The sequence below is a fragment of the Ruegeria sp. D3 genome, from assembly GCF_056534465.1.
In genome coordinates this window covers 15758-40751 of record NZ_JBQFPK010000006.1, presented here as the reverse complement: position 1 = coordinate 40751, position 24994 = coordinate 15758, and the positions used below count along the sequence as shown (strand labels likewise).

Annotated in this window: 18 protein-coding genes and 1 tRNA gene; 6 read left to right on the top strand and 13 right to left on the bottom strand. The window is 55.4% G+C overall.

Going from position 1 to position 24994, the window contains the following annotated elements; genetic code table 11:
- The first annotated feature begins 7 nt into the window (after positions 1-7).
- The 3 genes from ACR0DX_RS10355 (at position 8) to ACR0DX_RS10345 (ending at position 4758) form a co-directional block, all read left to right on the top strand.
- A complete protein-coding gene (locus ACR0DX_RS10355; RefSeq protein WP_480846041.1) occupies positions 8-1033 on the top strand; it encodes a trans-3-hydroxy-L-proline dehydratase in 1026 nt (341 codons plus the stop codon).
- A 111-nt stretch (positions 1034-1144) separates the two neighbouring features.
- On the top strand, positions 1145-2305 hold the full coding sequence (locus ACR0DX_RS10350; RefSeq protein WP_480846039.1) for a tetratricopeptide repeat protein: 1161 nt from the start codon (positions 1145-1147) through the stop codon (positions 2303-2305).
- A gap of 239 nt (positions 2306-2544) precedes the next feature.
- A complete protein-coding gene (locus ACR0DX_RS10345; RefSeq protein WP_170355104.1) occupies positions 2545-4758 on the top strand; it encodes an NADP-dependent isocitrate dehydrogenase in 2214 nt (737 codons plus the stop codon).
- 227 nt (positions 4759-4985) lie between these two features.
- Here the strand turns inward: ACR0DX_RS10345 and ACR0DX_RS10340 are convergent, their stop codons facing one another.
- The 12 genes from ACR0DX_RS10340 to ACR0DX_RS10285 form a co-directional block, all read right to left on the bottom strand.
- Complete coding sequence (locus ACR0DX_RS10340; protein ID WP_170355103.1) at positions 4986-6092, bottom strand: transporter substrate-binding domain-containing protein; 1107 nt, start codon at positions 6090-6092, stop codon at positions 4986-4988.
- Between the two features lie 44 nt (positions 6093-6136).
- Complete coding sequence (locus ACR0DX_RS10335; protein WP_170355102.1) at positions 6137-7399, bottom strand: transporter substrate-binding domain-containing protein; 1263 nt, start codon at positions 7397-7399, stop codon at positions 6137-6139.
- 19 nt (positions 7400-7418) lie between these two features.
- Positions 7419-8207, bottom strand: a complete 789-nt coding sequence (locus ACR0DX_RS10330; RefSeq protein ID WP_170355101.1) for a PP2C family protein-serine/threonine phosphatase — start codon at positions 8205-8207, stop codon at positions 7419-7421.
- A gap of 3 nt (positions 8208-8210) precedes the next feature.
- Complete coding sequence (locus ACR0DX_RS10325; protein ID WP_170355100.1) at positions 8211-9227, bottom strand: FHA domain-containing protein; 1017 nt, start codon at positions 9225-9227, stop codon at positions 8211-8213.
- A gap of 207 nt (positions 9228-9434) precedes the next feature.
- Positions 9435-11576 (bottom strand): serine/threonine-protein kinase, encoded by a 2142-nt coding sequence (locus ACR0DX_RS10320; protein ID WP_170527638.1) that lies wholly within the window; start codon positions 11574-11576, stop codon positions 9435-9437.
- A 336-nt stretch (positions 11577-11912) separates the two neighbouring features.
- Complete coding sequence (locus ACR0DX_RS10315; RefSeq protein WP_480846034.1) at positions 11913-13199, bottom strand: dynamin family protein; 1287 nt, start codon at positions 13197-13199, stop codon at positions 11913-11915.
- On the bottom strand, positions 13196-15238 hold the full coding sequence (locus tag ACR0DX_RS10310) for a dynamin family protein (RefSeq protein ID WP_170355097.1): 2043 nt from the start codon (positions 15236-15238) through the stop codon (positions 13196-13198). Before ACR0DX_RS10310 ends, ACR0DX_RS10315 begins: the two co-directional genes overlap by 4 nt.
- 67 nt (positions 15239-15305) lie before the next feature.
- Positions 15306-16151, bottom strand: coding sequence for a hypothetical protein (locus ACR0DX_RS10305; protein WP_170724603.1), 846 nt, complete (start codon positions 16149-16151; stop codon positions 15306-15308).
- A gap of 23 nt (positions 16152-16174) precedes the next feature.
- A complete protein-coding gene (locus ACR0DX_RS10300; protein ID WP_170355095.1) occupies positions 16175-16576 on the bottom strand; it encodes a hypothetical protein in 402 nt (133 codons plus the stop codon).
- A 32-nt stretch (positions 16577-16608) separates the two neighbouring features.
- The gene (locus ACR0DX_RS10295; protein WP_170355094.1) at positions 16609-18312 is read right to left on the bottom strand and encodes a dynamin family protein; all 1704 of its coding nucleotides are present in this window, start codon (positions 18310-18312) and stop codon (positions 16609-16611) included.
- An 8-nt stretch (positions 18313-18320) separates the two neighbouring features.
- Entirely contained in the window at positions 18321-20333 is a 2013-nt protein-coding gene (locus tag ACR0DX_RS10290) for a dynamin family protein (protein ID WP_480846030.1), read from the bottom strand.
- Between the two features lie 3 nt (positions 20334-20336).
- Entirely contained in the window at positions 20337-20741 is a 405-nt protein-coding gene (locus ACR0DX_RS10285; RefSeq protein ID WP_480846028.1) for a hypothetical protein, read from the bottom strand.
- Positions 20742-21040: 299 nt separating this feature from the next.
- On the opposite strand from ACR0DX_RS10285, the gene ACR0DX_RS10280 reads away from it, so the two are divergent.
- A tRNA-Leu gene (locus tag ACR0DX_RS10280) sits at positions 21041-21125 on the top strand.
- A gap of 26 nt (positions 21126-21151) precedes the next feature.
- Here the strand turns inward: ACR0DX_RS10280 and ACR0DX_RS10275 are convergent.
- Positions 21152-21403, bottom strand: coding sequence for a hypothetical protein (locus ACR0DX_RS10275; protein WP_170355091.1), 252 nt, complete (start codon positions 21401-21403; stop codon positions 21152-21154).
- A 1070-nt stretch (positions 21404-22473) separates the two neighbouring features.
- Between ACR0DX_RS10275 and ACR0DX_RS10270 the strand changes: the two genes are divergently transcribed.
- Complete coding sequence (locus ACR0DX_RS10270; RefSeq protein WP_170355090.1) at positions 22474-23679, top strand: YcaO-like family protein; 1206 nt, start codon at positions 22474-22476, stop codon at positions 23677-23679.
- Positions 23676-24989: a TfuA-like protein gene (locus ACR0DX_RS10265; RefSeq protein ID WP_170355089.1), complete on the top strand. Its 1314-nt coding sequence runs from the start codon at positions 23676-23678 to the stop codon at positions 24987-24989. The genes ACR0DX_RS10270 and ACR0DX_RS10265 overlap by 4 nt, the downstream gene beginning before the upstream one ends.
- Positions 24990-24994 lie beyond the last annotated feature (5 nt).

The following is a 24994-nucleotide window of genomic DNA, read 5'->3' as shown; positions in this document are numbered from 1 at the left end:
AGGTCAAATGCGCAGCGTCAAAACACTCCACGTCATATCGGCCCATGCAGAGGGTGAAGTGGGCGACGTCATCGTAGGGGGTGTGTTGCCACCGCCCGGAGATACCCTGTGGAAACAGCGCTCGTTCGTTGCGCAGGATCAGACTTTGCGCAGTTTTGTTCTCAATGAACCCCGCGGTGGTGTCTTTCGCCACGTGAACCTTTTGGTGCCGCCCAAACATCCCGACGCGGATGCCGCATTCATTATCATGGAACCCGAAGATACGCCGCCCATGTCCGGTTCGAACGCGATCTGCGTTGCCACCGTTTTGCTGGACAGCGGTATGATCCCGATGCAAGAGCCGGAAACGCATCTGACGCTGGAAGCGCCAGGAGGTCTGGTCCGGGTTCGTGCTGAATGTCGCGATGGCAAAGCCGAACGTATTCATGTTCGAAACCTCCCCAGTTTCGCGGACAAAATTGCCGCTACACTGGATGTGCCCGGTGTGGGGGAGCTGGTCGTTGACACAGCATATGGCGGCGACAGCTTTGTCGTGGTCGACGCGGCGACATTGGGTTTTGATATCGTAGCGCACGAGGCTCGGGATCTCGCGCGCATTGGGGTAGCGATTACCAATGCTGCGAATGAACAGCTGGGTTTTGCCCACCCTCAGAACCCGGATTGGACCCATATCTCATTCTGCGCGTTTTGTGGTCCGGTTCAGGCGACTCCGACTGGCTTGACCGGAAAATCTGCCGTGGCGATTCAACCGGGCAAGATCGACCGCTCGCCAACGGGAACGGCTGTCTCGGCTCGAATGGCCTTGATGGCCGCCAAGGGAGAACTGACTGTTGGTCAAACATTCGAGGCCGTTTCGATCATTGGTTCGCGTTTCACAGGCTGCATTACCGGGCATGCGGATCTGGAAGGCAGACCTGCTATTATCCCCGAGATCAGCGGCCGAGGTTGGATCACCGGCACCCATCAGCACATGCTGGATCCCGATGACCCATGGCAAGGCGGGTATCGGTTAAGCGACACTTGGGGCGTTTAGACGACACCGTGCCTTGCAGGCATCATGTGCGATCTGTTGCACGGCTCAAACCTTTTTAGCGGCAGGCCTCATTACTACCTTAAGGAGAGTTGCCTCTGCTAAGGGATACTCATGAAAATTCGGATTGCCGCCCTGTTTATTGTCGCAACCGCGCTGCTGTTATCAGCAACCGAGCCGTCTCGATCCTCGGTCAATTATTCCGAGCTTTCGCTGACTTGTTTCGGCGGCAAGGCAAAGCACACCGAGGCAGTGTCTGCGTGTACGACGCTGTTGAATGGGAACGGAGCTAACGAGGCCAATCGTAATGCGCTTTTTAGATTCAGAGGGTGGGCGTATCACCGCGACCGGCAATTTGACATGGCGGTAGCGGATTACACTCGTGCTTTGACGGTGTATCCCAATGACGCAAATTCACTCTTAAGACGCGCGTTCGCCTTTGACGCCATTGGTGACACTCAGGCGGCAGCAGCGGATTATGACAGCGCGTTGCAGTTAGATCCTGACAGTTTGTTTGCCCTGTACCGCAAATCCGGTTTTGACAGACGGAATGGGCGCCCGCACGCTGCAAGGCGCGGGTTGCAAGCGGCCCTGAAGATCGACTCGGGCTATGGCAAGGCGGGTTATGAGTTGCTGGATCTAAGCTATGAATTGAACGGCTTTGATGGGGTTGAGGCGTTCCTAAAACAGGCCAAGGATCGCTGGCCGGACGAAGATTGGGTGTATTTCTCTCAACTGCTTTACGACCTGAAATACACCGGGAACCACGACAGTGCGCTTGAGGCGGCACATAACCTTGCGCGGCTAGAGCCGGGCAAAGCATCAGATTTGTACTGGCCGGCTTTGGTTCATCTCAAGATCGGTGATGAGAACAAGGGGATCGAATATATAAATAAGATTGGCATCCTTCAGAAGGGTGACGTCGAAAAAGATAAGAGCATCTTTTTCACGCGATGGTATGACGCAGCGATTGATTGGTATATGTGGCGCGGCGAAAGAGAGTTGCTATCGAGCGGTCGGCTTTTTGCTTTGGCAGGCAGGCCTGACTTGGCGAAATCAGAATTGGAAACGGCGCTGCAAAGGTTCGGATATGCCGGGCGAAAATGGGTTTTGAACTGTTTGTTTGCCCCGGCTGGCGTTTCCGTTCCATGGGCGGCTTATGCCGGGTCCGAAGATCATTTGGATCAGGTGGTCCAGGACTATGTCCTACGAGTTGCCTGGGACATGAGCTTCTTCCAACTTGAGAAACCGGTGTCGGAATCGACTGACCAATAGTTGCGTTTTTTCCTTCGGTTTGTGTTTTTGTCGTGCTGGATGCGGAACAATCGACCCACCCGTGTCAATTTGCGCCCCAGATAGGGAATTGATCCCAAGGCAATCCTGATTTAAGGGAGGCCCTGTCAAATCAGAGTCACCGTTGGGGCGGTAATCTTGTCGCGCCCCGCTTTGGCCACGCAGAAGTGGCCAGCTCTTGGAACGCACGCCCCGAAAGGCTTTAAAAAAGGTAAAAGAATATGGCAGATAAATCAGACTTCGACATATTGTATACCATTGTAGACGAAGCGCCCGAGCTGGCCAGCGCCTCGTTCTTGCCCATCATTCGAAAGTTCGCCTCGGCCGCAGGCGTGAGCGTTGGAACCAAGGATATTTCTCTGGCCGGGCGCATTTTGGCGACCTTCCCAGAGAAACTTACAGATGCACAGCGCATCACCGATGATCTGGCCGCTTTGGGTGAGCTGGTGAAAACCCCCGAAGCCAACGTGATCAAGCTGCCCAACATCTCGGCCTCGGTCCCGCAGCTGGTTGCCGCCGTCGAAGAGCTGCAATCGCAGGGTTACGACATTCCGAACTATCCCGAAGAACCTTCGACCGACGAAGAAAAGGCCATTCGTGCGCGCTATGACGCCATCAAGGGTTCGGCCGTCAACCCGGTTTTGCGCGAAGGCAACAGCGACCGTCGTGCCGCAAAAGCAGTGAAAAACTACGCCCAAAAGAACCCGCATTCGATGGGTGAATGGGTGTCGGACAGCAAAACCAAAGTGTCGTCCATGTCCGGCAATGATTTCTACGCAAACGAGAAATCGGCCACCATCACCGCCGCACAGGCAGGCGATGCCAAGATCGAATTCGTGGGCAAAGACGGCACCACCACCGTTCTGAAAGACGGCTGGCCGCTGGCCAAGGGCACCGTGGCCGACGCGACATTCATGTCCGTCAAAGCTCTGTCCGCGTTTCTTGCTGAGGCCATTGAGGACACGAAAAAAGACGGCACCATGTTCTCGCTGCATATGAAGGCCACGATGATGAAGGTCTCGGACCCGATTATCTTCGGCTATGCGGTTAAGGCGTGGCTGGCTCCGGTGTTTGACAAATTTGGTGCTGAGCTGGATGCGCTGGGTGTGAACCCGAACTCGGGCCTTGGTGATCTGCTGGAGCGGGTCAAAGACAATGCCGAGATTGTGGCCGCCTTCGACGCGATTAAGGCCGACCGTCCGTCCATGTATATGGTCGACAGCGACAAGGGCATCACCAACCTGCACGTACCGTCGGACGTGATCATCGACGCCTCAATGCCCGCCGTGATCCGCGCGGGCGGTAAAGGCTGGGATGAGGCCGGTGCCAAGGGTGACACCAACTGCGTGATCCCCGACCGTTGCTATGCACCCGTCTATGACGAGACGATCAACTTTTTCAAAGCCAATGGCGCACTGAACCCGGCCACTGCCGGTGCGGTCGCCAATGTGGGCCTGATGGCGCAGAAGGCTGAGGAATACGGCAGCCACCCGACCACGTTCCAGGCACCTGCCGACGGCACTATCCGTATCGTTCTGGCCAATGGCGAGACGCTGCATTCGCACGACGTCGAGCAGGGTGACATCTGGCGGTCATGCACCGTCAAGAAAGCTCCGATCGAGAACTGGATCCAGCTGGCCATGGACCGTCAGCGCCTGACCGGGTCCGAAGCGATCTTCTGGCTGGACGCCAATCGCGCCCATGATGCTGAACTGATCAAATACGTCACACCAGCGCTTGAGGCGGCTGGCGTGGCTGACAAGTTCATGATCCTGGCCCCGCGTGAAGCGACCCGTCAATCGCTGGAGACGATCACCGCAGGCAACGACTCGATTGCGATCACCGGAAATGTGCTGCGCGACTATCTGACCGACCTGTTCCCCATTCTGGAACTGGGCACCTCGGCCAAGATGCTGTCCATCGTCAAACTGATGAATGGCGGTGGCCTGTTTGAAACCGGCGCGGGCGGTTCGGCCCCGAAACATGTGCAGCAGCTGGTCGAGGAAAGCCACCTGCGCTGGGACTCGATGGGTGAATTCTGCGCGCTGGGTGAATCACTGAACTTCCTGGCCGACAGCAAAGGCAACGCCAAGGCAGGCGTTCTGGGTGCTGCGGCCGAGGCCGCAACGCAAGGTATTCTGGATCACAATCGCTCGCCCAGCCGCAAAGTTGGCCAGCCCGACAACCGCGACAGCCACTACTGGTTCGCCCGTTACTGGGCCGAGGCCTTGGCCGCGCAGTCGGACGATGCCGAACTGGCCGCCGAATTTGCACCATTGGCGACGGCACTTGCAGATGGAGAAGAGACGATCCTGGCCGAACTGGCATCCGCGCAAGGCGGTGCTGCTGATCTGGGTGGGTACTATCACACCGATCCGGCTAAGACCGCAAAGGTTATGCGCCCGAGTGCAACTTTGAACGGTTTGATCGATTAACATCGGTTGGCCCGCGTTACGGCGTGAGGCGCAAAGAAACTAGAAAAGTAAAAGGGGCCGACCCCCAAAGTCGGCCCCTTTTAGAGTGAGTGGAGAGGTCGAAACCTCACCGGGTGTGTTAGCTGCATCCTATACTTCCAGAAAAGTCTGGTAATTGGAGGATTCCCTTAGGGGCTTGGTAGTCTAAGAAAGGGCTGGTTTTTCAACCAGCCCTTTCTTGTTTAGCATTAGTTGGACGCTGCGTTGAGCTTTTCGTTCTGCTCGCGCAACGTATCCGAGATGATCGCGTACCATTCGCCGGATTCACGCATCTCGTTAAGACCCTTGTTCATCATCGCGATGTATTCACGAGCGAACGGGTTGGTGCGGTGCGCCAGGAAGCTCATCGACGACAGTGTTGAGACATAGGGGTTTTCTACGATGTCGCTCGAGGTCAGGCCCATGTCTTTCATTGTCGCAGCGAACAGTTCCACTTCGAATGCGGCGACATCTGCAGTACCGGTCAAAACCGCATCCAGGCATTCGCGTGCCGAGTTTGGTTGAACCACAGTTGTGTTGTCGTAGTTCAGGCCAACTTCTTCAAGAACGACCATGCTCCAACCCTGCATACGGCAGACAGTTGCACCTTCGAAATCTTTGAAAGTGGTGGCGTTTGTGTAGTCACTTTCGGGCAGGGTATAGAAGCCGCCAACCACATCATAAACCGGCACCGAGGCCACGAATTGCGTACAACGTGCTTCGGTTTCGGGGGACCATTCATAGGTGCGGTTCGTGCAATCCGGCACAGTCCAGGCGATCGAAATGTCAAACGCGCCGAGTGGCAGCAAAGTTTCCAGGTGCGAAGACCAGTCATCGACAAAGCTGACAGAATAGTCACGCTGGTTGCCCGCACGCTGTAGGCTGGTTGTCGCCAGACGGGTCATAATGCCGCCGCCGCTCAGGCCTTCAGTGGTGAAGGGCTCCCAGCCGTTGCCCGCAACCATTTTGATGGGCGGCGCATATACGTTCGAACGTTTGACGCTTGCCGCGCGCTGTTCTTCGGCTGCAATGATCTCTTGCGCGGACTGACCGTTGGGAAGGCTGCCATCTTCACAGGGCAGAGCCAGAACAAGGCCGGGTTCCAGAGCGTTCGGGTTGGTGATGATGTTGCGGTTCGCGTTGAAGATCGGCTGGTAGTTCGATGTGCCATAGGCTGCGATTGCAATGGTCGCCATCGTGTCGCCATCGGAAACGGTGTAGTTTGTGCAGGCTTCCTGTGCCGCGGCGGCTCCGGCGCTCAGGGCAGTGACGGCGGTGGCCGACAGCGCAACTTTCTTCAGATCAATATTAAACATGTCCTCATCCTCCAGACATTATTGTTGTTAGGCCAATTGGGGCCTTAGCCATTTTCCATTTGATACCGCAGAGCGTTTGACACGATGTCGCGCCACTCTCCGGATTGCTGCATGATCGCCAGACCCTGGTTGAGCGTCTCAAGGATCGCTTCCCCATCCGGATTATCTTTGTGGGTCATGACGTTAAGCGACTTGATCGCCGCAAGGTTGGGGTTTTCGATGATGCGGTGTTCGTATCCCAGGCGCGATATCGCCTCGACAGCCAGATGGGCTTCGATTGCCACGATATCTGCGCGGCCTTCCATAACTGCATGGAAACAGTCGTCAGGGGACACTGGGCGCAAAAGTGAGATTGCGGGTTCGTAAAGGCCAACTGCGTCCATATGGGACAACGTCCAACCTTCGGGTCGGCAGATCGTGGCGCCGGCGAAATCAGCATAGGTCAGGGTCTGCTCATAGCCAGAACCTTCGCGAGCGAAATAGGTGTCGACCACTTCATAGAATGGGTTCGAGAAGTCGTAGGTTTCGCAACGGTTGCGGTCTTTCTCCGACAAGGCCGCGGGTTCGTCGCAATTCGGTCGCGACCAAGGGAAGGTTGCGTCAAAGGCCAGTGTCGGCATCAGAAGGTCCAGATGCGAGGACCAGTCGTTGACAAACTGGATCTTGTATCCCTGTTCCGGCGCTGCACGTAGCATCGCGGTTTCCACAAGGTTTGTGTATAGCCCCCGATGCGGCAGAGCTTCGTCTGTGAAAGGTGCATAGTTGCCGCCGGTAATCAGCAACAGCTGACGGTCGCGAATTTCAGGCTGCTCGCTTTCATCCGCATCCCGGATCAGCGCGGCCGCTTCGGCGCGAGCGGCTTCAATTTCCTGGCGGGCTGCAGCTTTGGCTTCCAAAACTGCTTCCTGGCTGGCTTGCTCGGCTTCTGCTTCGGCTGCCGCGACGCGCGCTTCAGCTTCAGCAATGGCCTTTGCAGCACGTTCTTCTGCGGCCTTCACCAGTTCGGACGCCATCTCGGCGGCCATTGCCTCAGCCTCGGTTGCAGGGGGTGTGGGGGCCCGGCCTACATCTTCAAGACAAGGCAGAGTTAGTACGTCACCCACACGAATTACGTTCGGATTGTTCCCGATTACGTCGCGGTTGGCGTCAAAGATGATGCCAAAATCTTCGGTCGAATAAACTTGAATAGCCAGCTCGCGCAGACTGTCGCCGCGCTGAATTTCGTAAGTCGAGCACGCCTCTTGCGCCGAGACGGTGCCGGTCGCAGCCGCAAGAGCCAGGCTGGAGATGATCAGATGAGGTCTCATGTGTCCTGTCGCTTTGCCTTTAATCGTTTCTTGTCAGTTTCAGAACTGCGATGGACGCATTGTCCTGATCGGGGTCGTTTTTGTCGCGCAAGGCGCGCCACAGCGCGTCTGCGATATCTTGTGCCAAAGCCTTCGACTGCGTCTGCAGGATGTGCTCAATCTCGGGGTTGCTAAGATATTGAAGCCCATCGCTGCCGGCGATCAGTACGTCCGATGTGGTCAGTTCCAGCGGGAGTTCAGGGCAATCCACTTTCGGGATAGCGGCACCCATGATGACCGAGGTCAATTGGTTCCGATCCGGGTGCGACAGCGCCTCTTCTCGGGTCAACTTGCCCTCGGCCTGTTGCGCGTCGATGATCGGCGCCATCGAGTGATCTTCGTTGACTTGCCGCAACATTCCGTCCCGAAACAAGTACAAGGGGCTGTCGCCAATCGAGATCCAAAAAACCCGCTGTTCCAAAAGTAGGATGCCCAGCATGGTTGAACCCATGTTGAACCCCTCACCCTGTTCTTCGGAATGCTGTGCCACGGCGGCATTGGCCTGCATGGCGGCCAATGGCAACGCGTCGATCAGCGCACTCTCGGACGGTACGGTTTCTTCCAGTTCAGCGTCCAGCGCCTCGCGCCATGCGGTTATGACAAGTTCTGATGCTACATCGCCCGCCGCGTGCCCTCCCATGCCGTCGGCGACCACGATATACCCGGCTCCCGCTGCATCGAACATGCGCGCAGCGACCGCGTCTTCCTGCGATTCACGCCGACCCTGATCCAGGATCAGCGCAATGTCATATGCCGGGGTTGCCAGCATCTATCAGGCGTCCCGCCAGTCAAAGCCATCATCGCAGAAGGTCGCGAACCGAACCGAGGTTTCGCTGATGCGGATCAAGTCGCCGCTGTTCAGCGCTACGGTGCTAAGGACGGGCTTGCCGTTCAGGCGCACCAGATTGGCCTTGCCGCCATGACCCAGATAGCATTTGCGATCTTCGGGGTCATAGGCGATGACAGCGTGGTTGCTGCGAGAAATGCCGGTGTCGCCAAAGTCCAGCTGAATGGCCTGATCGTCGTTGCGCCCGATTTGCATCAGGCCCTCTGTCAGCGTTATGCAGGCTCCGCGTCCTGGGCCGGCCGTCACAACCAACCAACCAACCGGGAATGTTTGCTGCGCGCTTTCCGTCTTGGCCACTGGTTCGGATGTTTCCATCAGATCCTGCACATGCGTGTCGGCACGCTCAAAGCCCAGGAAGGTGGTTTTGACCCGTCCACGACGATCCGATTGTACCGGTTGCGGGGCGGGAGGTGTCTCAACCACCTCGGCTGTGGTTTCTTCTGACTGAGGCGCCAGAGGTCCATCGACCACTTCTGCGGTAACTTCTTCGATCTGGGCTGAGGGTTCCTCGGCAACGACTTCGATCACGGGTTCCGAAGGGGTGGCGTCGACCAGAACGACCTCGGTTTCGGCAATGGTTTCCTCGGTGGCAACGTGGAGCGTAACAACTGGGTCTTCTTCGACCTGTTCTGGCTCAATCTCGTCCGCATGCTCGTGCGCTTCAGCAACAACTTCAGACAGGATTTTGTCATCCAAGGCGTCGGCCACGTCTTCGTTCTCAGCGAACTCTGGCATGTCCTCTTCGGGAAGCAGATCTTCTGTGTCTTCGTAGCTACCCGATGACGGCATGTTGTTACCCGCCAGTGCGACTCGCAGCGCATTGAAATCCGCAATCGGTTCGGGTTTGTCAGCGCTGACCTCGGCGACCTCTTCGGTTTCGGTTTCTTTCGGCTTGCCGGCACCTTCTAGAAGCCGGCTCAGAGGGCTTTTGTATTTGAACATGGTGACGACACCTTTGCTTCTGTGCACGGGACTTCAGTCCCATGGGGCTGCTACTCACCTTCGCGCAGGTCTGCGCAATGGCACTGATGATTGGAAACCATAGTCACTGTTACTTTCCGCGACGGGCTGGGCCCCGACAGAGATGTACGAACTTGCGCACGATCCTCAGCAAACACACACTGGCGGATACAAAACGAACCGGGTGAATTACTCCTGCGCTAGTTGCATGACGGCATCGGTTTGGGCTCCGTTGCGCAAAACGGTCAGGCGGGCTTGTGGTTGGTTCTCGGCGACCAAAGCCGTCAGCATAGCATCCAGGCTTTCAGGGCCATCCAACACATTTCCTGTCTGCGCTTCCGATACCAAAACATCGCCTTCGCGCAGTCCGCCTGCAGTGTCAGTCGGCACTGTCTTGACTATCGTTGACCACCCCTGGCCGTCTGAATTTCGGATTGTCAGGCCATAGCCGTTTTCCAGGCCGACCATACGCATCGCCGGCAATGCCAAAAGGCCGTTCATCGCTCGTTTTTCACCCAGCGGACGATACCTAGCTGTGACGCGGATGTAGCCATCGGGGTCGACGTTCAGGTCGTTCAACACCTGTGCTGCAAAACTTGCGTCGGACTGTACTGGCTCTCCGTTGAGGGTATAGATTGCGGCGCCACGTTCGACCCATTCGCCGATCACCGACATATCTTGAGTCGGGTCGATTCCAGTGACGGCGATTACATTGCCAGTCGAGACACGCCGTTTGGAAATCTGAAATGGGATTTCCACGTCCCAATGTGAAAAGGCGAATTGAACCTCGGCAAGGGTAATTGGGGTGTTATCCGCAGAGGCAGGGAGTTCGGCTGTCTGGGCTTCTGCCTCTTGTGTGACAGCCGGTTCAGCCAGGGTCTGCTCGACAGGTTCCGGCTCTGACTCCACCTGCTTGGGTGTTTCTTCGATCGCGACGTTGACTGCGTCGTCTGTTGTGGCTGGTTCTGCAACTTCGGCTTCATCTATAGCGGCGGGTTCCGGGATCTCGGCGGCCGCCGCAATCTGCGCGAGGGCGACCTCGGGGTTGGTTGGCTGAATTGCGGGCTCGTCTTTGCCAGACATTGCGAAATAGCCGCCTGCGGCTAAGGCAATAGCAACAACTGCAACTCCGGCCATCAGTTTAGCCCCGCCGCCTGAGCCGTTCTTTACGATCGTGTCAACTGCGACCGGAGGCTCCTCGGGTGCTTGAAAAGTCGCCAGTTCATCCTCTTTCTTGTCTTCATGACCAAGGGCGATGTCAGGATTACCCGCAAGCAAGGCTGTCACGACAGCCTCGGCGTTTTCGCTTTCAGCTTTGACCCGAGCTTTTTCTGCCTCTTCGTCCAAACGATCCATCGCGACGATGACGGAAACAGGACGATATTCAAAAGTATCGAACATAACGCCGGGGCCGCGGAACATACGCAACCAGTCCAATGCCGTTTGCAGGCGGTCCGTAGCGTGAACTTCCATCGCTTTGTCGATCGCTTCCAAGAAGCCGTCGGGATATCCCTTGTACCGTCCAGCCAGAGGAAGGTACGGATCTTTGGTGCCATTGTTGAAGGCGTTCAACCGGGATTGCCCATCGACCGGACGCTCGCCACTGATCGCGTGATACAAAGTCGCCGCCAGTACATAGAGATCGCTGCTGGGGCCTTGTTCTGCTCCGCGTACGTAAAACTCATGCGGAGAGTAGCCGTCTTTGATCACCCGCAGTGTCAAAAGTGCAGCAGACTGGTTCGCGGCCTGCTCGCGGGCGGCGCCAAAATCGATCAGTTCGGGTTCACCGTTGCTGTCAATCAGGATGTTGTCGGGCGAGATGTCGCGATGCAACATTCCGCTTTGGTGGATGAATGACACCGCCGACAACATTTTCTCGGTTACCTGAACAATAAAGTCAGGTCCGGCGTTGTTGTCGGGGTTCTCGACGTAGTCCAGAAGATCGCAACCCTGGATGAAGTCCATTGCAATGTAGGCGGTGTCGTTGTCTTCGAACACCTGATGCACATCGACAATATTGGGATGGACCAGCCGTGCGTGATTGCGGGCTTCCTGAATGAACAGATCAATGATTGCGCGCAAATCTTCCTTTTGCCGGGGGTCGATGGGTTCGACCGCATCACCGTTACGCTGGCAAAGAGCGCCCGGATAGCATTCCTTGATCACGACCTCACGGTCCAGGCTGTTACGCGCTAAATATGTGATCCCAAAACCGCCATTGCTGAGAAACCGCAGAATCTCGTACTGGCCGCGCAATAGCTTTGCGCCCGGTTGCAGACCTTCAATTTTAGGTTCGTCGTGCGTCGCATCGACAGCCTGATTATGGCTCATTTCTTCCCGCCCATTCTAATCATTTTGCGGCCGCATTTTTGCTGAAACAGCGCGTCAACTCACAAACAAACACAACCGCAGGACAACTAAGAATGTTAGACGATTCAAATTTGACTTTATTGGGGCCGCCTCATGGCTTCACTGAGAACGGGAAGGCGCAATAATCAACATCTGGTGGTGCGCTAAGGCAGAAAGCTAAATGTTGACGTGTTGGTGCAAAAGAATGCGGACTGAAGGCCGGTTTTGGAATGATTGTTCACTGATTCCGAAACAATGAACGCATGATTCTTGACACGACGAATCGCAGCTTAAAGGCACAATCCTAACGTGATCGCGTTAAGTGCCGGTACGCGGTTGTGATGACTCAACCCGGCTGCCTGCCCAAGCGAGGTTGTCGCTGAGTTGGGCCAGAATACTGACCGCATCCTTCAAAGGGGCATCGCCGCTTTCAAATTGCAGCAGCAACAGCAAATCCGTGGCTTTTTCGAATTCGGCTGGAATCCAATCGGCCTGCGGATCTATTTCTCCGCCCTGTTCCAAACGTTCGGCGAAATCCTCGACGATTTCTTGGCAACTGGTCAAAAAGGCCGTGGGTTCAATTTCGGAGGATTCTCGCAAGTCCTCATAGATACTGGCGATCGCGGCAAGCCAGTCTTCAAGGATCGGATTTTCCAGCGGTGGCAGCGCGGATTCCAGGACCGCCTGCATCTTGGCTGTGTCAGGCTGCGCTGGTTCGGGTTCGTCAATATCCAGCGTTTGCAGATAGGGTAAAAAGTCTTTTTCAAGATCTCTTTGCGCAGCGGAGATGTCATGCTGGCGGCGGTTTGACGCGATTTCCAAGACCTGTTCGGCCAAGTTCTGCCCGCCGCAAGTTTCCCAAAGGGCGAAGTCTGGTTCGGGTTCCTGCGCCATGGCCTGTACTGCCACCGGCGTACCAATTGGCACCACCGAACGGAACGTTTCGCCATTTTCCTTGTTCAATCGCGCAAGGACCCGGTCCAGCGCATCACGGACAGGTGGCAAATCGGTATGCGTTACGGCAAGCAAACTGTTAGCGCGCAGTTCCTGAGGAACCTGGGACCACAGATGGCGCTCGGTCTCTCGCCAGGCGTGGGTCCCGTTGGTACACCAGATCGCGCAATCGACGAATTTCAACAAATCCAGTGTTGGCTTGTAACTGTCGTCCAATGCGCCGGTTCCAGGCAAATCAAACAACGAAATCTCCTGCAGGGCAGGGGTGTTAATCCCCACAGAGATAAAATCTGGATTTTCCTGAGCCGCCTTTTCCAGCGCAATACCGGAATACACTTTGGGTTCTTTGCCCCACCACCCCACTGTCGTTTCAGGAGTTTCGGAATAGGCAACGATCACCAGCGGCAGTTTCAGATGCTGCGGGCCGGTCGGTAGAATGTCGGCACCCGCCAGCATATTGGCAAGGCTGGATTTCCCGGCACCAAATTCTCCGGCGAAGCCGATATTGACCGCGTTCGAAAGGCGCTCGGCATGGGCCAATGCGCGATTGCGCATGTCGTCCAGCTTGGCGTCAGTGGGAAGGTCTTCAGTCGCGGTCAGAAAGTGCTCAAGCTTACGCACTTCCTTCTCGGTTCCCGGAAATTCGATCATTCAGCTGCCTCAGGTAAAGTCTCGTTCGCGGTGTCAGCTCCGAAAACGGTGTCCAGTTCATCTGCAACACGTTGGGCATTGTTATACGCCTCTTGCGCTTCGGCCTTGGCATTTGTTTCGCTTGAACCAGAGCGACTTTCAAGGTGCCCTGCCAAAAGTGCCATGTAATGATCCAGAACTGTGTTCAACCGCTCAAGCAAGTCACTGCGAGCAGTGTCGACCAGATCATCCCCGATCATTTCAAATTCCTGAACGATCATGTTCTCAGCGCGGGTAACAACGCTTTTACGCGAAATCAGGCGCGACAGCCATGTCACGCGCAGCTCAACCGTAATTCCGCGTGTCAGCGCCGTTGTGTCAGGCCGGAACCACCGTACAGCGCTTGTGTTCATTCTGTTGTCGGTCTGATCCTGCCAGCCGGGCAGGGCGCGCAAGGCGGCGTTGCTTTGCATGTCGATCGCGTACAGTTCGCTGAGCATCCGCTGGCGAATGACCTGAGTGGCGCCTTGGACAAGTTCGCGCATACGATCGCGCAGCGGGCCGAAATTCAGTTCCGTTTCGCCGCCCTTTGCCAGCAAGGGTGAATCCCCATTGGGTCCACGCACCACGTCCGATACCGCTTCGGCCACTGTATCGTCCATGACACCGCGCAGATTGGCTAGAACTTCATCCATTCCGTCGATGATCTCAGACGTCTTGTCAGCCACTTTCGCGCGCAACCCGGCCAGAGTTTTGTCGTTGTCATCTTCGCTTTCGGGTTTGCCAGAAATTTCTTCCTCGATGGCCCGCAGATGCGCACGAGACCGTTCCAACTCTCCCTTGGCGAAACTGTCCAAGTGTTGCCATGCCATACGAAGCTGTTCATCGCGCGGGCCGTGGGTCAAAGCGCTGGTAACGTGGCGACGCAGATCGGGAAGCCCGGATGCGATCATCGCAGCAAACCTCAGGACGCCTTCGCGGCTGATCGGACCGGGACCTTGTTTGATTTCTTCAACACCGTCCAGATATTGCTTCATCTGTTCGGGATGGGCGCGAAGCCATGCAAGGACGTGGTCATGGTTGACGCCAGTATCGTCGCCCGTAAGCGCGTAGTGGGCCCACTGCGCACTGCCCATCAGCACATCGATGTCCGAATTGCCAAGTGCCTTGTCCAGCCCATCTATTACGTCGGCGCGCACCTTGACGGCATCCTCTGCACCACCGCCCAACTCGTCCACGCGGTTGATAAAGACTACGATTTGACCCAGTTCGAGCGCCTGCATCAAGCGGAACAATTTCAGGTCCGCCCGTGACAAGGCTTGGTGCGCCGACAATACGACAACGAAAAAGTCTGATTCTTTAAGGTACTGGCGCGAGATTTCTTCGCGGATCAGAAGCGGGTCGTTTACTCCGGGTGTGTCCGTGACTGTCAGCGGAAAAGGAAAATGGCCGATGTCAAAATAGACCTCAGCCTTTCGGGTAATGTCGCTGTATAGACCACGATCCGAGCCGGGGTCATGGTTCCCGTCGTCGGTCGGGTCGTCGCCTGCACAAACGTACCGCGCCAAATCGTCGGTCGTCAGATTTTCGAGGTCGTGGTGCTGACCCAATAGGTCCTTGTAACTCATACCCAGACGCAGTTTGGCGCGCGCTTTCATCGCATCAACCTGCTCTTCGATCATCTCGCGCTTATAACTGTCCTCGTCATCGGGGAACATATTGCGCAGCTCTTCACCTTCGGCGATCAGAGATTGCCACTGCCGGTTGTCAAAGAAATGAAACTCGGCCCCTCTGGTGCGGCCCGAAGGATGCCCGAAATGCATGTCGGTAATGACCGTCGTCCACGGGTTCACATCCGAAGGCAGAAACTCTGCCTGACCGGTGAACCCGTTAATCAGCCGCGATTTGCCCGCTTTGATCTGCCCGACAAAGGCAATAGAGGGCTTGAGATCCGTAAGATCAGTGACAATACGGGAAATAAACTGACGTGTTTCTTCGTTGCTTAGACCTTTCAGATCTTCGGCAACCCTTATTAATTCGCGACGTTGATTTTCACTCATAACATTTACCCTGGTTACTCGAACTCACAAATTGAATTCGCCGAAAATTTGAACGTTTCAGGCCCGGTCATCTGCCCGAGCCTGTTAGAGACTTCCACAAGTTTACCGCGGCACCCAGTTTGCGGCTTTCATGGATCACAATAGCGGTCTGTGGACCATCCTTGAGGGCGGCCAGCGCAGTTCCCTTGCCGCCGGCTGGTCGCATTACGATCAACTGAGTACCGCGATCGTCACTTGTAGAATCCTCGTTCCAACCGACTAGGTCTTTGACGAATTGTTCCAAAACGGTTTGGTCGGCGTGGGCTGGCTGCCCTGATGCACAAACGCCATCGGTGCGGACTTCGAACTTATCCCCGATATGGATACGGCCAAGCGCGAAAGATGCCGCACCGTCGAAGAACCCGCTCGTCAGTGTAGACTGTTCGTCGGCTGGCACGTCGTCTGTGGCGGGCTCTGGCACGATTGAAACGATCGGTTCAGATGGCAGTTCGACCTGAGAACAGGCTTTCGATATCTCGCTGAAAGTGATGCCGACGTCGTCGGCTTCTAGCACGGCGTCTGGTTGCAACGATATCAAACTCAGCGGTCCAGGAGCTGACGCGATATCCGTAACGATTTCGGCCAGTTTCTTAGTGAGTGTATCACGCGGTTGGGTTTCGAAGTCAGGGGCGATCCCGGTTCGAACGCGAAATACATCCGTCACCCTAGAGCTGTTCACTTCGATAGCCAGGCAATCGCCATTTGCCGCTGTAAACTCCAGACGGCGCGGTAGTATCGTTCCCCGAATGGTGCGCAGGACCTGATCGCGCCGGGTCTGCGCTGAATCACCTGTCAACGTAACGGCGGGGTTCTGGCGCGCCACGGACGAACGTCCAATATCCTCGAGCAGGTCGAGTATTTCCGCATCCATCATACTGTGACCTCCTCTGGTCTCGCTCAAACCGCCGCCGTAACCGGCGCGAGGCTTAGATGTGATTTTGTAAGGGCCAAACCGATATTGGCGCTGCTACGGCAGATGTAGCAGACAACGTGATCCGGGTACGCAGGAGTGCGCAGGAAGATATTGATCCGGTCGCCAGCCAATACCGCGATTTCGCCAAAGCCCTCTTCCTGTGTGTCTTCCGTTCCAATACTGCGCAAAAGCGCCTCAAACCCACGGACACCGCGCCCCTGAAACAGGTTGGCAACAGCAATTGCCAGAGTGTCCAGAACACTCTGGTCTTGCGGGTCGGGCGCATGAGCACCCAGCAACATGCCCGTTTCCATATCGACATACCCGGCTGCGATGCAGTCGGGTATGGTCTCGGTGGCTGTGATCAAAGCGGCTTCGATTTTCATCTTACGTACTGCTTTTCTATTTCAGAAACCTGTTACAATACATGCCACTCGGCCCCGCCGTTTTTGTTTGCCTCGGGCAATGGTGTCACCGTGGATTTGGTGCCGCGCGCGAAGTGTTCCGCCGCGATCTGATCGTATTCGTCCAGGAAAGACATGAACTTTTTTTTCAAACCTTCGGCGTCCTGCGGCAGCTCCTCATCTTCAGAGATCTCGCGCCACATGGCGGCGGCGCTGAGAGGAGAGCCCGCGGGAGCGTTCAGTACATCCTCCAGTCGCTCCTTGTGGACCGGTGGTTCCGACCCGTTTGGCAGCGAAACGACCTGCATATCGATCAACCCCGAGGTCTCGGGTTCTGGCTCGAACTCTTCGCTATGTTTCGCCTGCTCGGCCATGAGCGCCGTGATAGAAGAAACCGATGTTTCAGCGGGTGTTTCTTCTGCAACTTCCCGAGTATCTTCCGTCTGTTCAGGTGTTGCCGACAGTTTGTCTTCAAGCGAAACCATAAAGGTGTCGGAAACGTCTTCATCCTGTTCAGCGTTTTCAGCCGCGACCTCTGCGACTAAGTCTTCGTCTTCGAAGTCCTCTTCATCCAACAGGTCATACTCATCTTCGTCGGACGTGTTTAGCGGTGCATCGGTCAGATTCAGCGTAGGGCTCGGCGACTCGCGGAAGAAAGCGCGCAGATCGTCCTCTTCTTCCTGCGTGTCCGCAATCGGTGCCGCGTCAACTGTACTGGTGGTCATCTCGGCCCTCAGGCGATCTGCCTCATCGGGCTCGATACGAGGAGCGCGTTCACTGTCGTCAGCGCGCAATTCCACGCGGGCAGGGCGCACGGGGAAACTGGTGACAACTTCGTCGCGATCCAGTTCGAATGGATCGACTTCCGGGTTCACCAACTGCAATGGAGAAGACTGGTCCTGCTGAATCTCGTCAACACGATCATGCAACGCCATGGGAGATAGGCTGTCGTCGATCTGGTACCGCGCCAGAAGATCGGCGCGATGGTCCATGATCTGTTCCGTAATCTCAAGGAAGCTGTCGACCATCTTGCCTCCGCCGCTGCGTGCCCAAAGCTCGGCATCGCCGCTTTTGTCGCGTGCGGTAATTGCATCACGAGCCGAGAACAAGATCGAACGATTGAACAGATGCCCGGCCTCGCGATTGACGCGGCGCAGGACTTTTTGCCGATCCTTGGGGCCCAACACGTCGGCACGCGTCACCAACAGTAACGAGTTATTCTGAAGCCGTTCTGGCAACGCCACCCATGTTGCGCGTTCGGTCTCGCGCCAGGCCTGGGTCGCGTGGGTACACCACAACACACCATTGGCCTGACCAACGGCGCGCCGCCAGACATCGTCCGAGATTTTGGGGTCCGAGATACCGGGCGTGTCAATTAGATCAACGGCCTCCAGAATGTCAGCTTCAAGGAAAATCCGAATGAACTGAGCATCGTTCACTCCGACGGTTTCCAGTTGATCCAACGTGATATCATCGCGCGAGCCATCGTCGCGCTGAACGTAAGCAGATTGATCGCCCCAGCTGAACCAAACCGGCGGCAGTTGAGTTGCCGTCACCTGCGTTGGCAGCGTGTGCGACCGCAGTAGAAAGTTCATCAAGGTGGATTTGCCGGCGCTGAATTCGCCCATAAGAGCGAAGATAGGTTTGCGGCGGGACCATTGCTCGACGCGTTCCCATGCCTTGGATGAAACGAAGCGGGTTTGTGAATCTTTTGCCATGTCGCTACTTATGCTGCCTCGTTGCTAAGATCTTTCAGGATATCGCCCAGGATATCGTCCCGCGATTTCTGGGGCGCCCCACCCGCCAACAGTGCTGCGTTTGGATTTGGAACGGCTTCGGCCGAGGCCGAAATGCTCAGCAATGTCTCTTTCTGCTCACGCAAGAAGTCTGACAGAACAGCACGGACATTTTCCAACACTGCAGCAACCTGGTTTTCTTCGATGTCTTTGGTGATCGAATTCGCCTCGGAAGCTATCAACCGCGTATAGTCCGCAGCATAGGCTTCGAACCCTTTACGACGCTGCCACCAACGACGCCACCATGTGCTTTGCAAATCCAGTGCGATGGTCCGGCCAATTCCCAATGGGGGCGGGACCCGTGGCACGATGGGGGCTTCGATGGCAAACTCGCCTAGATGATTGCCCAAGAGCTTCTGATACAGGGCTTCGACATCCGAGGCCGCGGTTGAGTACAGCGAACCGGCTTCCTTGCGCATCGAGCGTGCAAAGCTGAAATAGGCTGCTTTTTGCAAGGTGCGTAATCCTGCCGGATCATATTGCCACGTGCCTTCTTCTCCATTCTGCTCGAGATGAGAGATCAAAGAGTCCGTTGCACGTTTGACAAAATTGGATTCCGCCGACTTCAGACGTTCGATCACTTTGTCACGTAGTGACGTGGTCAGTTCCGCCACTTTCTTTTCGTATTGTTCGGTGATCTTTGCGATTGCCTCTTCGGTCGACACACCATCCAGGTCTTGGACAATGCCGTCGCTATTAGACAGGTTCTTGGCGACTGCAGTGGCGCGGATTTGGCTTGCGATATTGCGCGCCCTGTGGCGGACGCGCTCGAGAAGGCGGTTGCCTGCCCCCTCTGCGATCCGTTCATTCATGGCCAGCAAAAGGTCTGGCAAGCCCGAAAGCGCCCAGATTTTGTCGAGTGAGGGTGCCTGATCGCCAAACCCGGCGGCCAGATAGAAAGTGTTCAAAGCCTCGCGCGATTCCTCGGTCAGGATATCGGGATTCCCGGTGATCGCTGCCTCGGCCCAGAGCGCGCTGCCAAAAACGACACTGGTGTTGGCGTCGATGTTGTTTTGCTTGAGCGTGTCTTGGATGCGATCTCGGATTTCCGGAACCTGATTTACAGGGTCCGCCAGTTCGTCAATTCGGTTGACGAAAAGGATAATCTGGCGGTTTTCAAACTGCGCGATAATGCGCATCAGCGCCATATCCATAGTTGTCAACGCCTGGCTTGCAGCCAGAACGACAACGCAGACTTCGGACCCCCGCAGGCTGCGCAGAGTGATCTGCTCGCGCACCATGAAGGTATCGTTCACGCCGGGTGTGTCGCAGAGCTTCAACGAAATGGGGTACTGCGGAATGTCCATGAACAGGTCAGCGGACTTGGTGACGTCGGCAAATCGTCCGGTTTTCGGATTGATGTCCGGATCATCCTCATCACCCAGACAGACATAGCGCTGGATAAGCTCTTCGTCGAAGTAGTCGTATTGGTGGCTTTGCCCCAGGATCAGGTCGAAATGCTTGCCCAAGCGTTCTTCTGACTTATCCTTCATCTCGCCGATTTGACGGCGGATATCGTCCATTTCGTCGTCTGCCCCAGCACGATTTGCCAGTTCGCCCAAACGACCACCACCGATCATCAGGTTGTCCCATTCTTCCTGCTCGAAGAACGTGAACTTGGACCGTGTATCGCCTTCGGTCCGGGTGTTGATGTTCAACGTCGTGACCACCGAGGTCCACGGGTTTACATCAGAGGGCAAAAGGGCGGGGCGCCCGGCCAAAATGTTCACAATCGAAGACTTGCCCGCCTTAACCTGACCAACCAACGTAACGCTGGCAGTGAAATTTTCGATCTTAGTTTTCAGCGTGGCAAGCCGGGCGGTCGAGCGCGCGTCTGCCACCTCAGTCAGCTGGTCGATCTGCGTCGTCAGCGCGGACATGGCCGACGTCATAGGCGTCAGAGCTTCGTTGCCAACGGACAAAAGATGGTCATTGCGCGCCATAGTTCAGCCTCCGGTTCCGGTCGCGGCGATATGGTGTGGGAACTGATCGGGCTGGGTGCTGGTCAGCGTATCGATGCGTGCGATCAGGTTCAAAGCATTCCCCAGTATCGCCGCTTCATCGACAGGGGTGATCGTTTCATAGGCTCCGGAATCGGCAAGCACTTCGATCGAGCTGAAACACTCACTGTTTTCCAGGCAGGCAAGACGACGGCCGGTAGGGAAACCTGCGGACTTGGTCTTGGGCAGAGGCATCCGGGAATTGGCTAACAGGTAGTGGCCACCCGAATGGGTCCGCAATGAGATACCAAACCCTGTGTCGGGATGATCTTTGGTCAGGGTTTTGAGCTCACCAAGAAAACTTTCGCGTGCAAGACCAACGGCGTCTTGCTCGGTAGCAGCAGAGTTCATCATGTTGGTCACAGTTACGACCCTTTTGTTGAAGTTGAGCTGGAAACTCGTATGTGGCCCAGAGGCAAAAAGACTCGGTAAGTCCTCAGCCCCCATCAACTACTGGCAAGGCGGTGTTATTTTGACGCGAATAAGATTTTTTGGCGTTTGAATTGTGGCGCAAATGTGGTGCGTGAATTTCGTGCGTAGGATTCTTTGAAAATCGTGGAATAAACCTTTGCTCTGGATGAAATTCCCTCTCGCACTTGCTTTCAAGCTTTGCTATTCACCCGATCACTCTGACAGGTTCTGTCTAGGATGCGGGTGTGGCGAAATTGGTAGACGCACCAGATTTAGGTTCTGGCGCCGCAAGGCGTGGGGGTTCAAGTCCCTCCACCCGCACCAAGTATACATTGTAATCATTAATTAAATTAGTGTTTGTATAGTATTGGCCCCCTCTGTGGCCCCACCTTTTCACGCGCTAGAGGCTGAAAAACGGCGTCGATTTCTTCCACGTAATAGATCGGCCGGGCGCCGGCACGCGCGAAATGCGGCTTTATGAGATTCGCTTTTATCATCTCATGGAATTTGCGCCTGCCGAATGGCCAGCGGGTTGAACTAATGGCTTGAGTGCCTGTAACGAACTTAGCTTCGTCTGTGATTATCGGTGTCTTAATCGCCATCCTTCCCCTCCTGTGTTGGCAAGGGCGGCATCCATCGCTTTAGCGACTCAAATGGTGGAGGGGCAGGGCGAATGAAGGACTTTGCCGAAGTTGTTGCCTCCTGGCCCACAGAGCGGGCAAAACTGGACCGCAGGGATCGCGCCATGATGACTACAAGGGCCTGTTTTGTGCTTGGTGATACCGAAAATTGGCTAAGGTCTCAGAACGTCCTTGCGCGCCTGTTGTCCGAAGAAGATTTGGCAGGATTGGCTTACATTTGCCTCAGATCGTTACCCACTGAGACCGCGTATGACGTAGCAGAGAGAGCCAACGGGCACCACAGCGACTGGTTCCGCTATTGGACCTCAAGGCGTGTTAGAAGCGCTGAGTATCACACTTCTCTGGGCAGCTGGTGCTTCTGATAAAGAGCTAAAGGCCGCAGCAACGGTTGGTGTAAAAATGGCTCCAAGGTCTCGTGGCCGCTTTGTGGGCTGGCTTAGAAAGAAGGGGCTGCTATGAACGCAAAGCTCCAGATTTTGAACATGGCCGAGAGGTTGGCAACAACCAATGCTCAGAGTGTCGAGTGAGCTTTGGTAAAGAAAATGCTCGTCTGTTTGTGACGGGATTTACCTGTTGCGGACAGGAAGCAATTCCACGGCAGGGCCGATATCAACTACTCCTACGACTTTGTCGGGTGGGACAAGCGGTTACCGATTCCGATGACCCTGACCTGGAAAAAGTGGCCCGCCATTGGGGCCGTACGATGAGCCAGAAACTCGCTCATATCAAATCGACCCGAACTGTCCCATTGGCGCTGACATCAGACAGACACTCACATAGACCGAGCTCTGTTTGGGCCCATCCTCGTTTCAGTTGCTTTGAGCAAGGTAGGGTATTTGTGGCGACCCTAGTTTAGGACGTGTTCGCTTCCTCTCGCAAGATGGGCTTAATGATAGTTATGTTAAAAATCGTGACAACTCTGTTTGGCTCTACGTGTTACTGTTGACCGCTGATCTTTGATCAACCATCGTGTTTCATATTGATTTCAACATCATGTTAAACACCTGATTGGTTTGTTCTGGGTTCGTCTCATGTCCTTAAACTCACAGAAAAAATACATTTTGGATACGCATCGGGCGCGCGATCCAGAACAAACGCTCAGCTTGGTCAAGCCACACCTGAAGGCGATGGGTATTACGCGCGTGGCCAACTTGACAGGTCTGGATCGAATAGGCTTGCCGACGGTTATGGTGACGCGACCAAACTCTCGGTCGGTTGCAGTGTCTTTAGGAAAAGGCTTGTCGCTTAGCGCGGCCCGGGCTTCAGGCGTCATGGAGGCGATCGAGTCCTGGCATGCGGAACAGATTCAACTTCCGCAACAGTTGGCCCGTTACAATGATCTGATCCAGCGGGACTTTATTATTGACATTGACACCCTGCCCCGCGTGACCGGAGGGCGTTTCGATCCAGATCAAGCTATTATGTGGGTTCAGGGCCATGAACTGAATACACAGTTAGACTGTTGGGTTCCTTTAGAGATGGTAGACACGGATTACACCAGTGCCCCAGTTGGAGGGCATTGCGCTTTTCCAAGAACCACCAATGGGCTGGCGTCTGGAAATACGGTGACCGAAGCAAGTTGCCATGCAATCTGTGAAGTGATTGAGAGAGACGCGACAACCCTCTGGCATCATAGGGTAAATCCACATCGGATAGATGTCAGAACAATTGAAGACGACCGATGCAAACAGGCTCTGAACATGATCTCACATGCGGGGTTGGAGATTGGTCTTTGGGACACGACGTCTGATGTTGGCATCGCTTGTTTTCGCTGTGTGATCTGCGAACCAGAAGGTAAGACCGGCCATATTGGCATCGGAGATGGGTGTCACCCGGATCGTGCGATTGCACTTTTGCGCGCGGTGACCGAAGCTGCGCAGACACGTCTGACCTATATCTCAGGGGCACGGGATGATTTGGATCCGACAGAGTTTACTGATCAGGCACAAATTGATCGGAGCGCTTTTGTACAGAACCTGATCAAAGAAACCTCTCCGCTTCAGGATTTTTCAGAGTGCGCCACCTACTCAACCGATTCATTTGACGAAGATATAGAGTTGTTACTGAACCGTTTGCGCGAGGTTGGACTTGCTCAAACAGTAGTCGTCAATCTGTCTCGCTCAGAACTGGATATCTCGGTTGTCAGGGCGATTATTCCCGGTCTTGAGGCCCCGCATGATGACCCCGATTATGTTCCGGGGCGCCGTGCGAACGCTGTTGGCGGTGCCCAGGCATGAGTGTCGTTGTATTTGTCGGCCCCACTCTGCCCCATGAAAGGATAGCAGAGTATTTGGAGGCCACGATACTCCCTCCGGTTCGGCAGGGGGATGTTTATCGGGCCGCGCGCGATCGACCAAATGCTATCGGGATTATCGACGGATATTTCGAAGGGGTGCCGTCGGTTTGGCACAAGGAAATTCTTTGGGCTATGGAGCAGGGTATACCAGTCTTCGGAAGCGCCAGTATGGGTGCGCTCAGGGCTGCAGAGCTGTCGGACATGGGAATGATCGGTGTCGGGCAGATTTTCGAAGACTACCGCGCGGATGTTTTGCAGGACGATGATGAAGTTGCCGTCCTTCATGGACCAGCAGAGCTTGGATATCCTGCGCTTAGTGTCCCGATGGTGTCGGTGCGTGCGACGGTGGCAAAGGCGGTGGCCGACCGGCTGGTGTCTTTGGCTAATGCTGATGAAATGCTAGGCGTGGCAAAAAGCATTCATTACCAGCAAAGAAGCTGGGAAAGTATCTGCCAGGCCCTCAGTCATCTTAAGGGTATCGCCGACTTCCAAGCTTGGGTGCAAACCGGGCAGGTCGATGCGAAGGCTGAGGACGCTTGTGCAATGCTTCGACAGATGGCCGAACACTTGGCCAGATCTACCCCATCATTAGAAAACCCAATTCGAATGGAAAGGACGCTGGTTTGGAAGGGGTTGCGCGCCCGGGTTGATGGAGAAACAACCTACGGTCACGCGGTGTTGGATGAATTGCGCCTGAACCCTCAGCTTTTTTCCAGATTGCGCGAACGCGCCGCGCTAAGCCTATTGGCGCAGGAAGCGGATGTGCGTCCTGGAAACTCGCTAGACCGAGACGCGGTCATGCGCCAAATGTCGCTCCACCGGGCCAGCGTGGGTCTGCCACGTCATTCCGATTTAATGCGGTGGCTCGATGACAACGATCTAAGTCTTGATAGCTACGAGGCCATGCTGATCGATAATACCCGAATTGAAGGGGCGATTGCCGATAGAAAAAACCGGATTGAGGTTCAGCTCATTGCTGAACTATGCCGTGCCGGCCGTTATGCCGAGTTTCGCGACCGGGCAAGAGAAAAGGCGGCCTTATCCCTCTCGACCAGCCAAATGGCGAACGCCGAAAGGTTGTCGATGGTGTTGTGGTATTTTGAAACAATACTTGACCGGGACATACCGGATGATTTTGACTCATACGCAGTTTCATTGGGACTTCCCGATCGGGATGCCTTGTTCGATTTGATAGAAGCCGAGTTTTTATTTTGCCATAGGACCGATAGCTCGTCGTCTTCTGACGCGTGACGGAC

Coding starts and splice junctions, on each gene's coding strand:
- ACR0DX_RS10325 (WP_170355100.1), bottom strand. CDS start 9,227: ATGTTCAAATACAAAAGCCCTCTGAGCCGGCTTCTAGAAGGTGCCGGC.
- ACR0DX_RS10350 (WP_480846039.1), top strand. CDS start 1,145: ATGAAAATTCGGATTGCCGCCCTGTTTATTGTCGCAACCGCGCTGCTG.
- ACR0DX_RS10340 (WP_170355103.1), bottom strand. CDS start 6,092: ATGTTTAATATTGATCTGAAGAAAGTTGCGCTGTCGGCCACCGCCGTC.
- ACR0DX_RS10300 (WP_170355095.1), bottom strand. CDS start 16,576: ATGAAAATCGAAGCCGCTTTGATCACAGCCACCGAGACCATACCCGAC.
- ACR0DX_RS10285 (WP_480846028.1), bottom strand. CDS start 20,741: ATGAACTCTGCTGCTACCGAGCAAGACGCCGTTGGTCTTGCACGCGAA.
- ACR0DX_RS10315 (WP_480846034.1), bottom strand. CDS start 13,199: ATGATCGAATTTCCGGGAACCGAGAAGGAAGTGCGTAAGCTTGAGCAC.
- ACR0DX_RS10290 (WP_480846030.1), bottom strand. CDS start 20,333: ATGGCGCGCAATGACCATCTTTTGTCCGTTGGCAACGAAGCTCTGACG.
- ACR0DX_RS10310 (WP_170355097.1), bottom strand. CDS start 15,238: ATGAGTGAAAATCAACGTCGCGAATTAATAAGGGTTGCCGAAGATCTG.
- ACR0DX_RS10295 (WP_170355094.1), bottom strand. CDS start 18,312: ATGGCAAAAGATTCACAAACCCGCTTCGTTTCATCCAAGGCATGGGAA.
- ACR0DX_RS10275 (WP_170355091.1), bottom strand. CDS start 21,403: ATGGCGATTAAGACACCGATAATCACAGACGAAGCTAAGTTCGTTACA.
- ACR0DX_RS10270 (WP_170355090.1), top strand. CDS start 22,474: ATGTCCTTAAACTCACAGAAAAAATACATTTTGGATACGCATCGGGCG.
- ACR0DX_RS10335 (WP_170355102.1), bottom strand. CDS start 7,399: ATGAGACCTCATCTGATCATCTCCAGCCTGGCTCTTGCGGCTGCGACC.
- ACR0DX_RS10305 (WP_170724603.1), bottom strand. CDS start 16,151: ATGATGGATGCGGAAATACTCGACCTGCTCGAGGATATTGGACGTTCG.
- ACR0DX_RS10355 (WP_480846041.1), top strand. CDS start 8: ATGCGCAGCGTCAAAACACTCCACGTCATATCGGCCCATGCAGAGGGT.
- ACR0DX_RS10320 (WP_170527638.1), bottom strand. CDS start 11,576: ATGAGCCATAATCAGGCTGTCGATGCGACGCACGACGAACCTAAAATT.
- ACR0DX_RS10265 (WP_170355089.1), top strand. CDS start 23,676: ATGAGTGTCGTTGTATTTGTCGGCCCCACTCTGCCCCATGAAAGGATA.
- ACR0DX_RS10330 (WP_170355101.1), bottom strand. CDS start 8,207: ATGCTGGCAACCCCGGCATATGACATTGCGCTGATCCTGGATCAGGGT.
- ACR0DX_RS10345 (WP_170355104.1), top strand. CDS start 2,545: ATGGCAGATAAATCAGACTTCGACATATTGTATACCATTGTAGACGAA.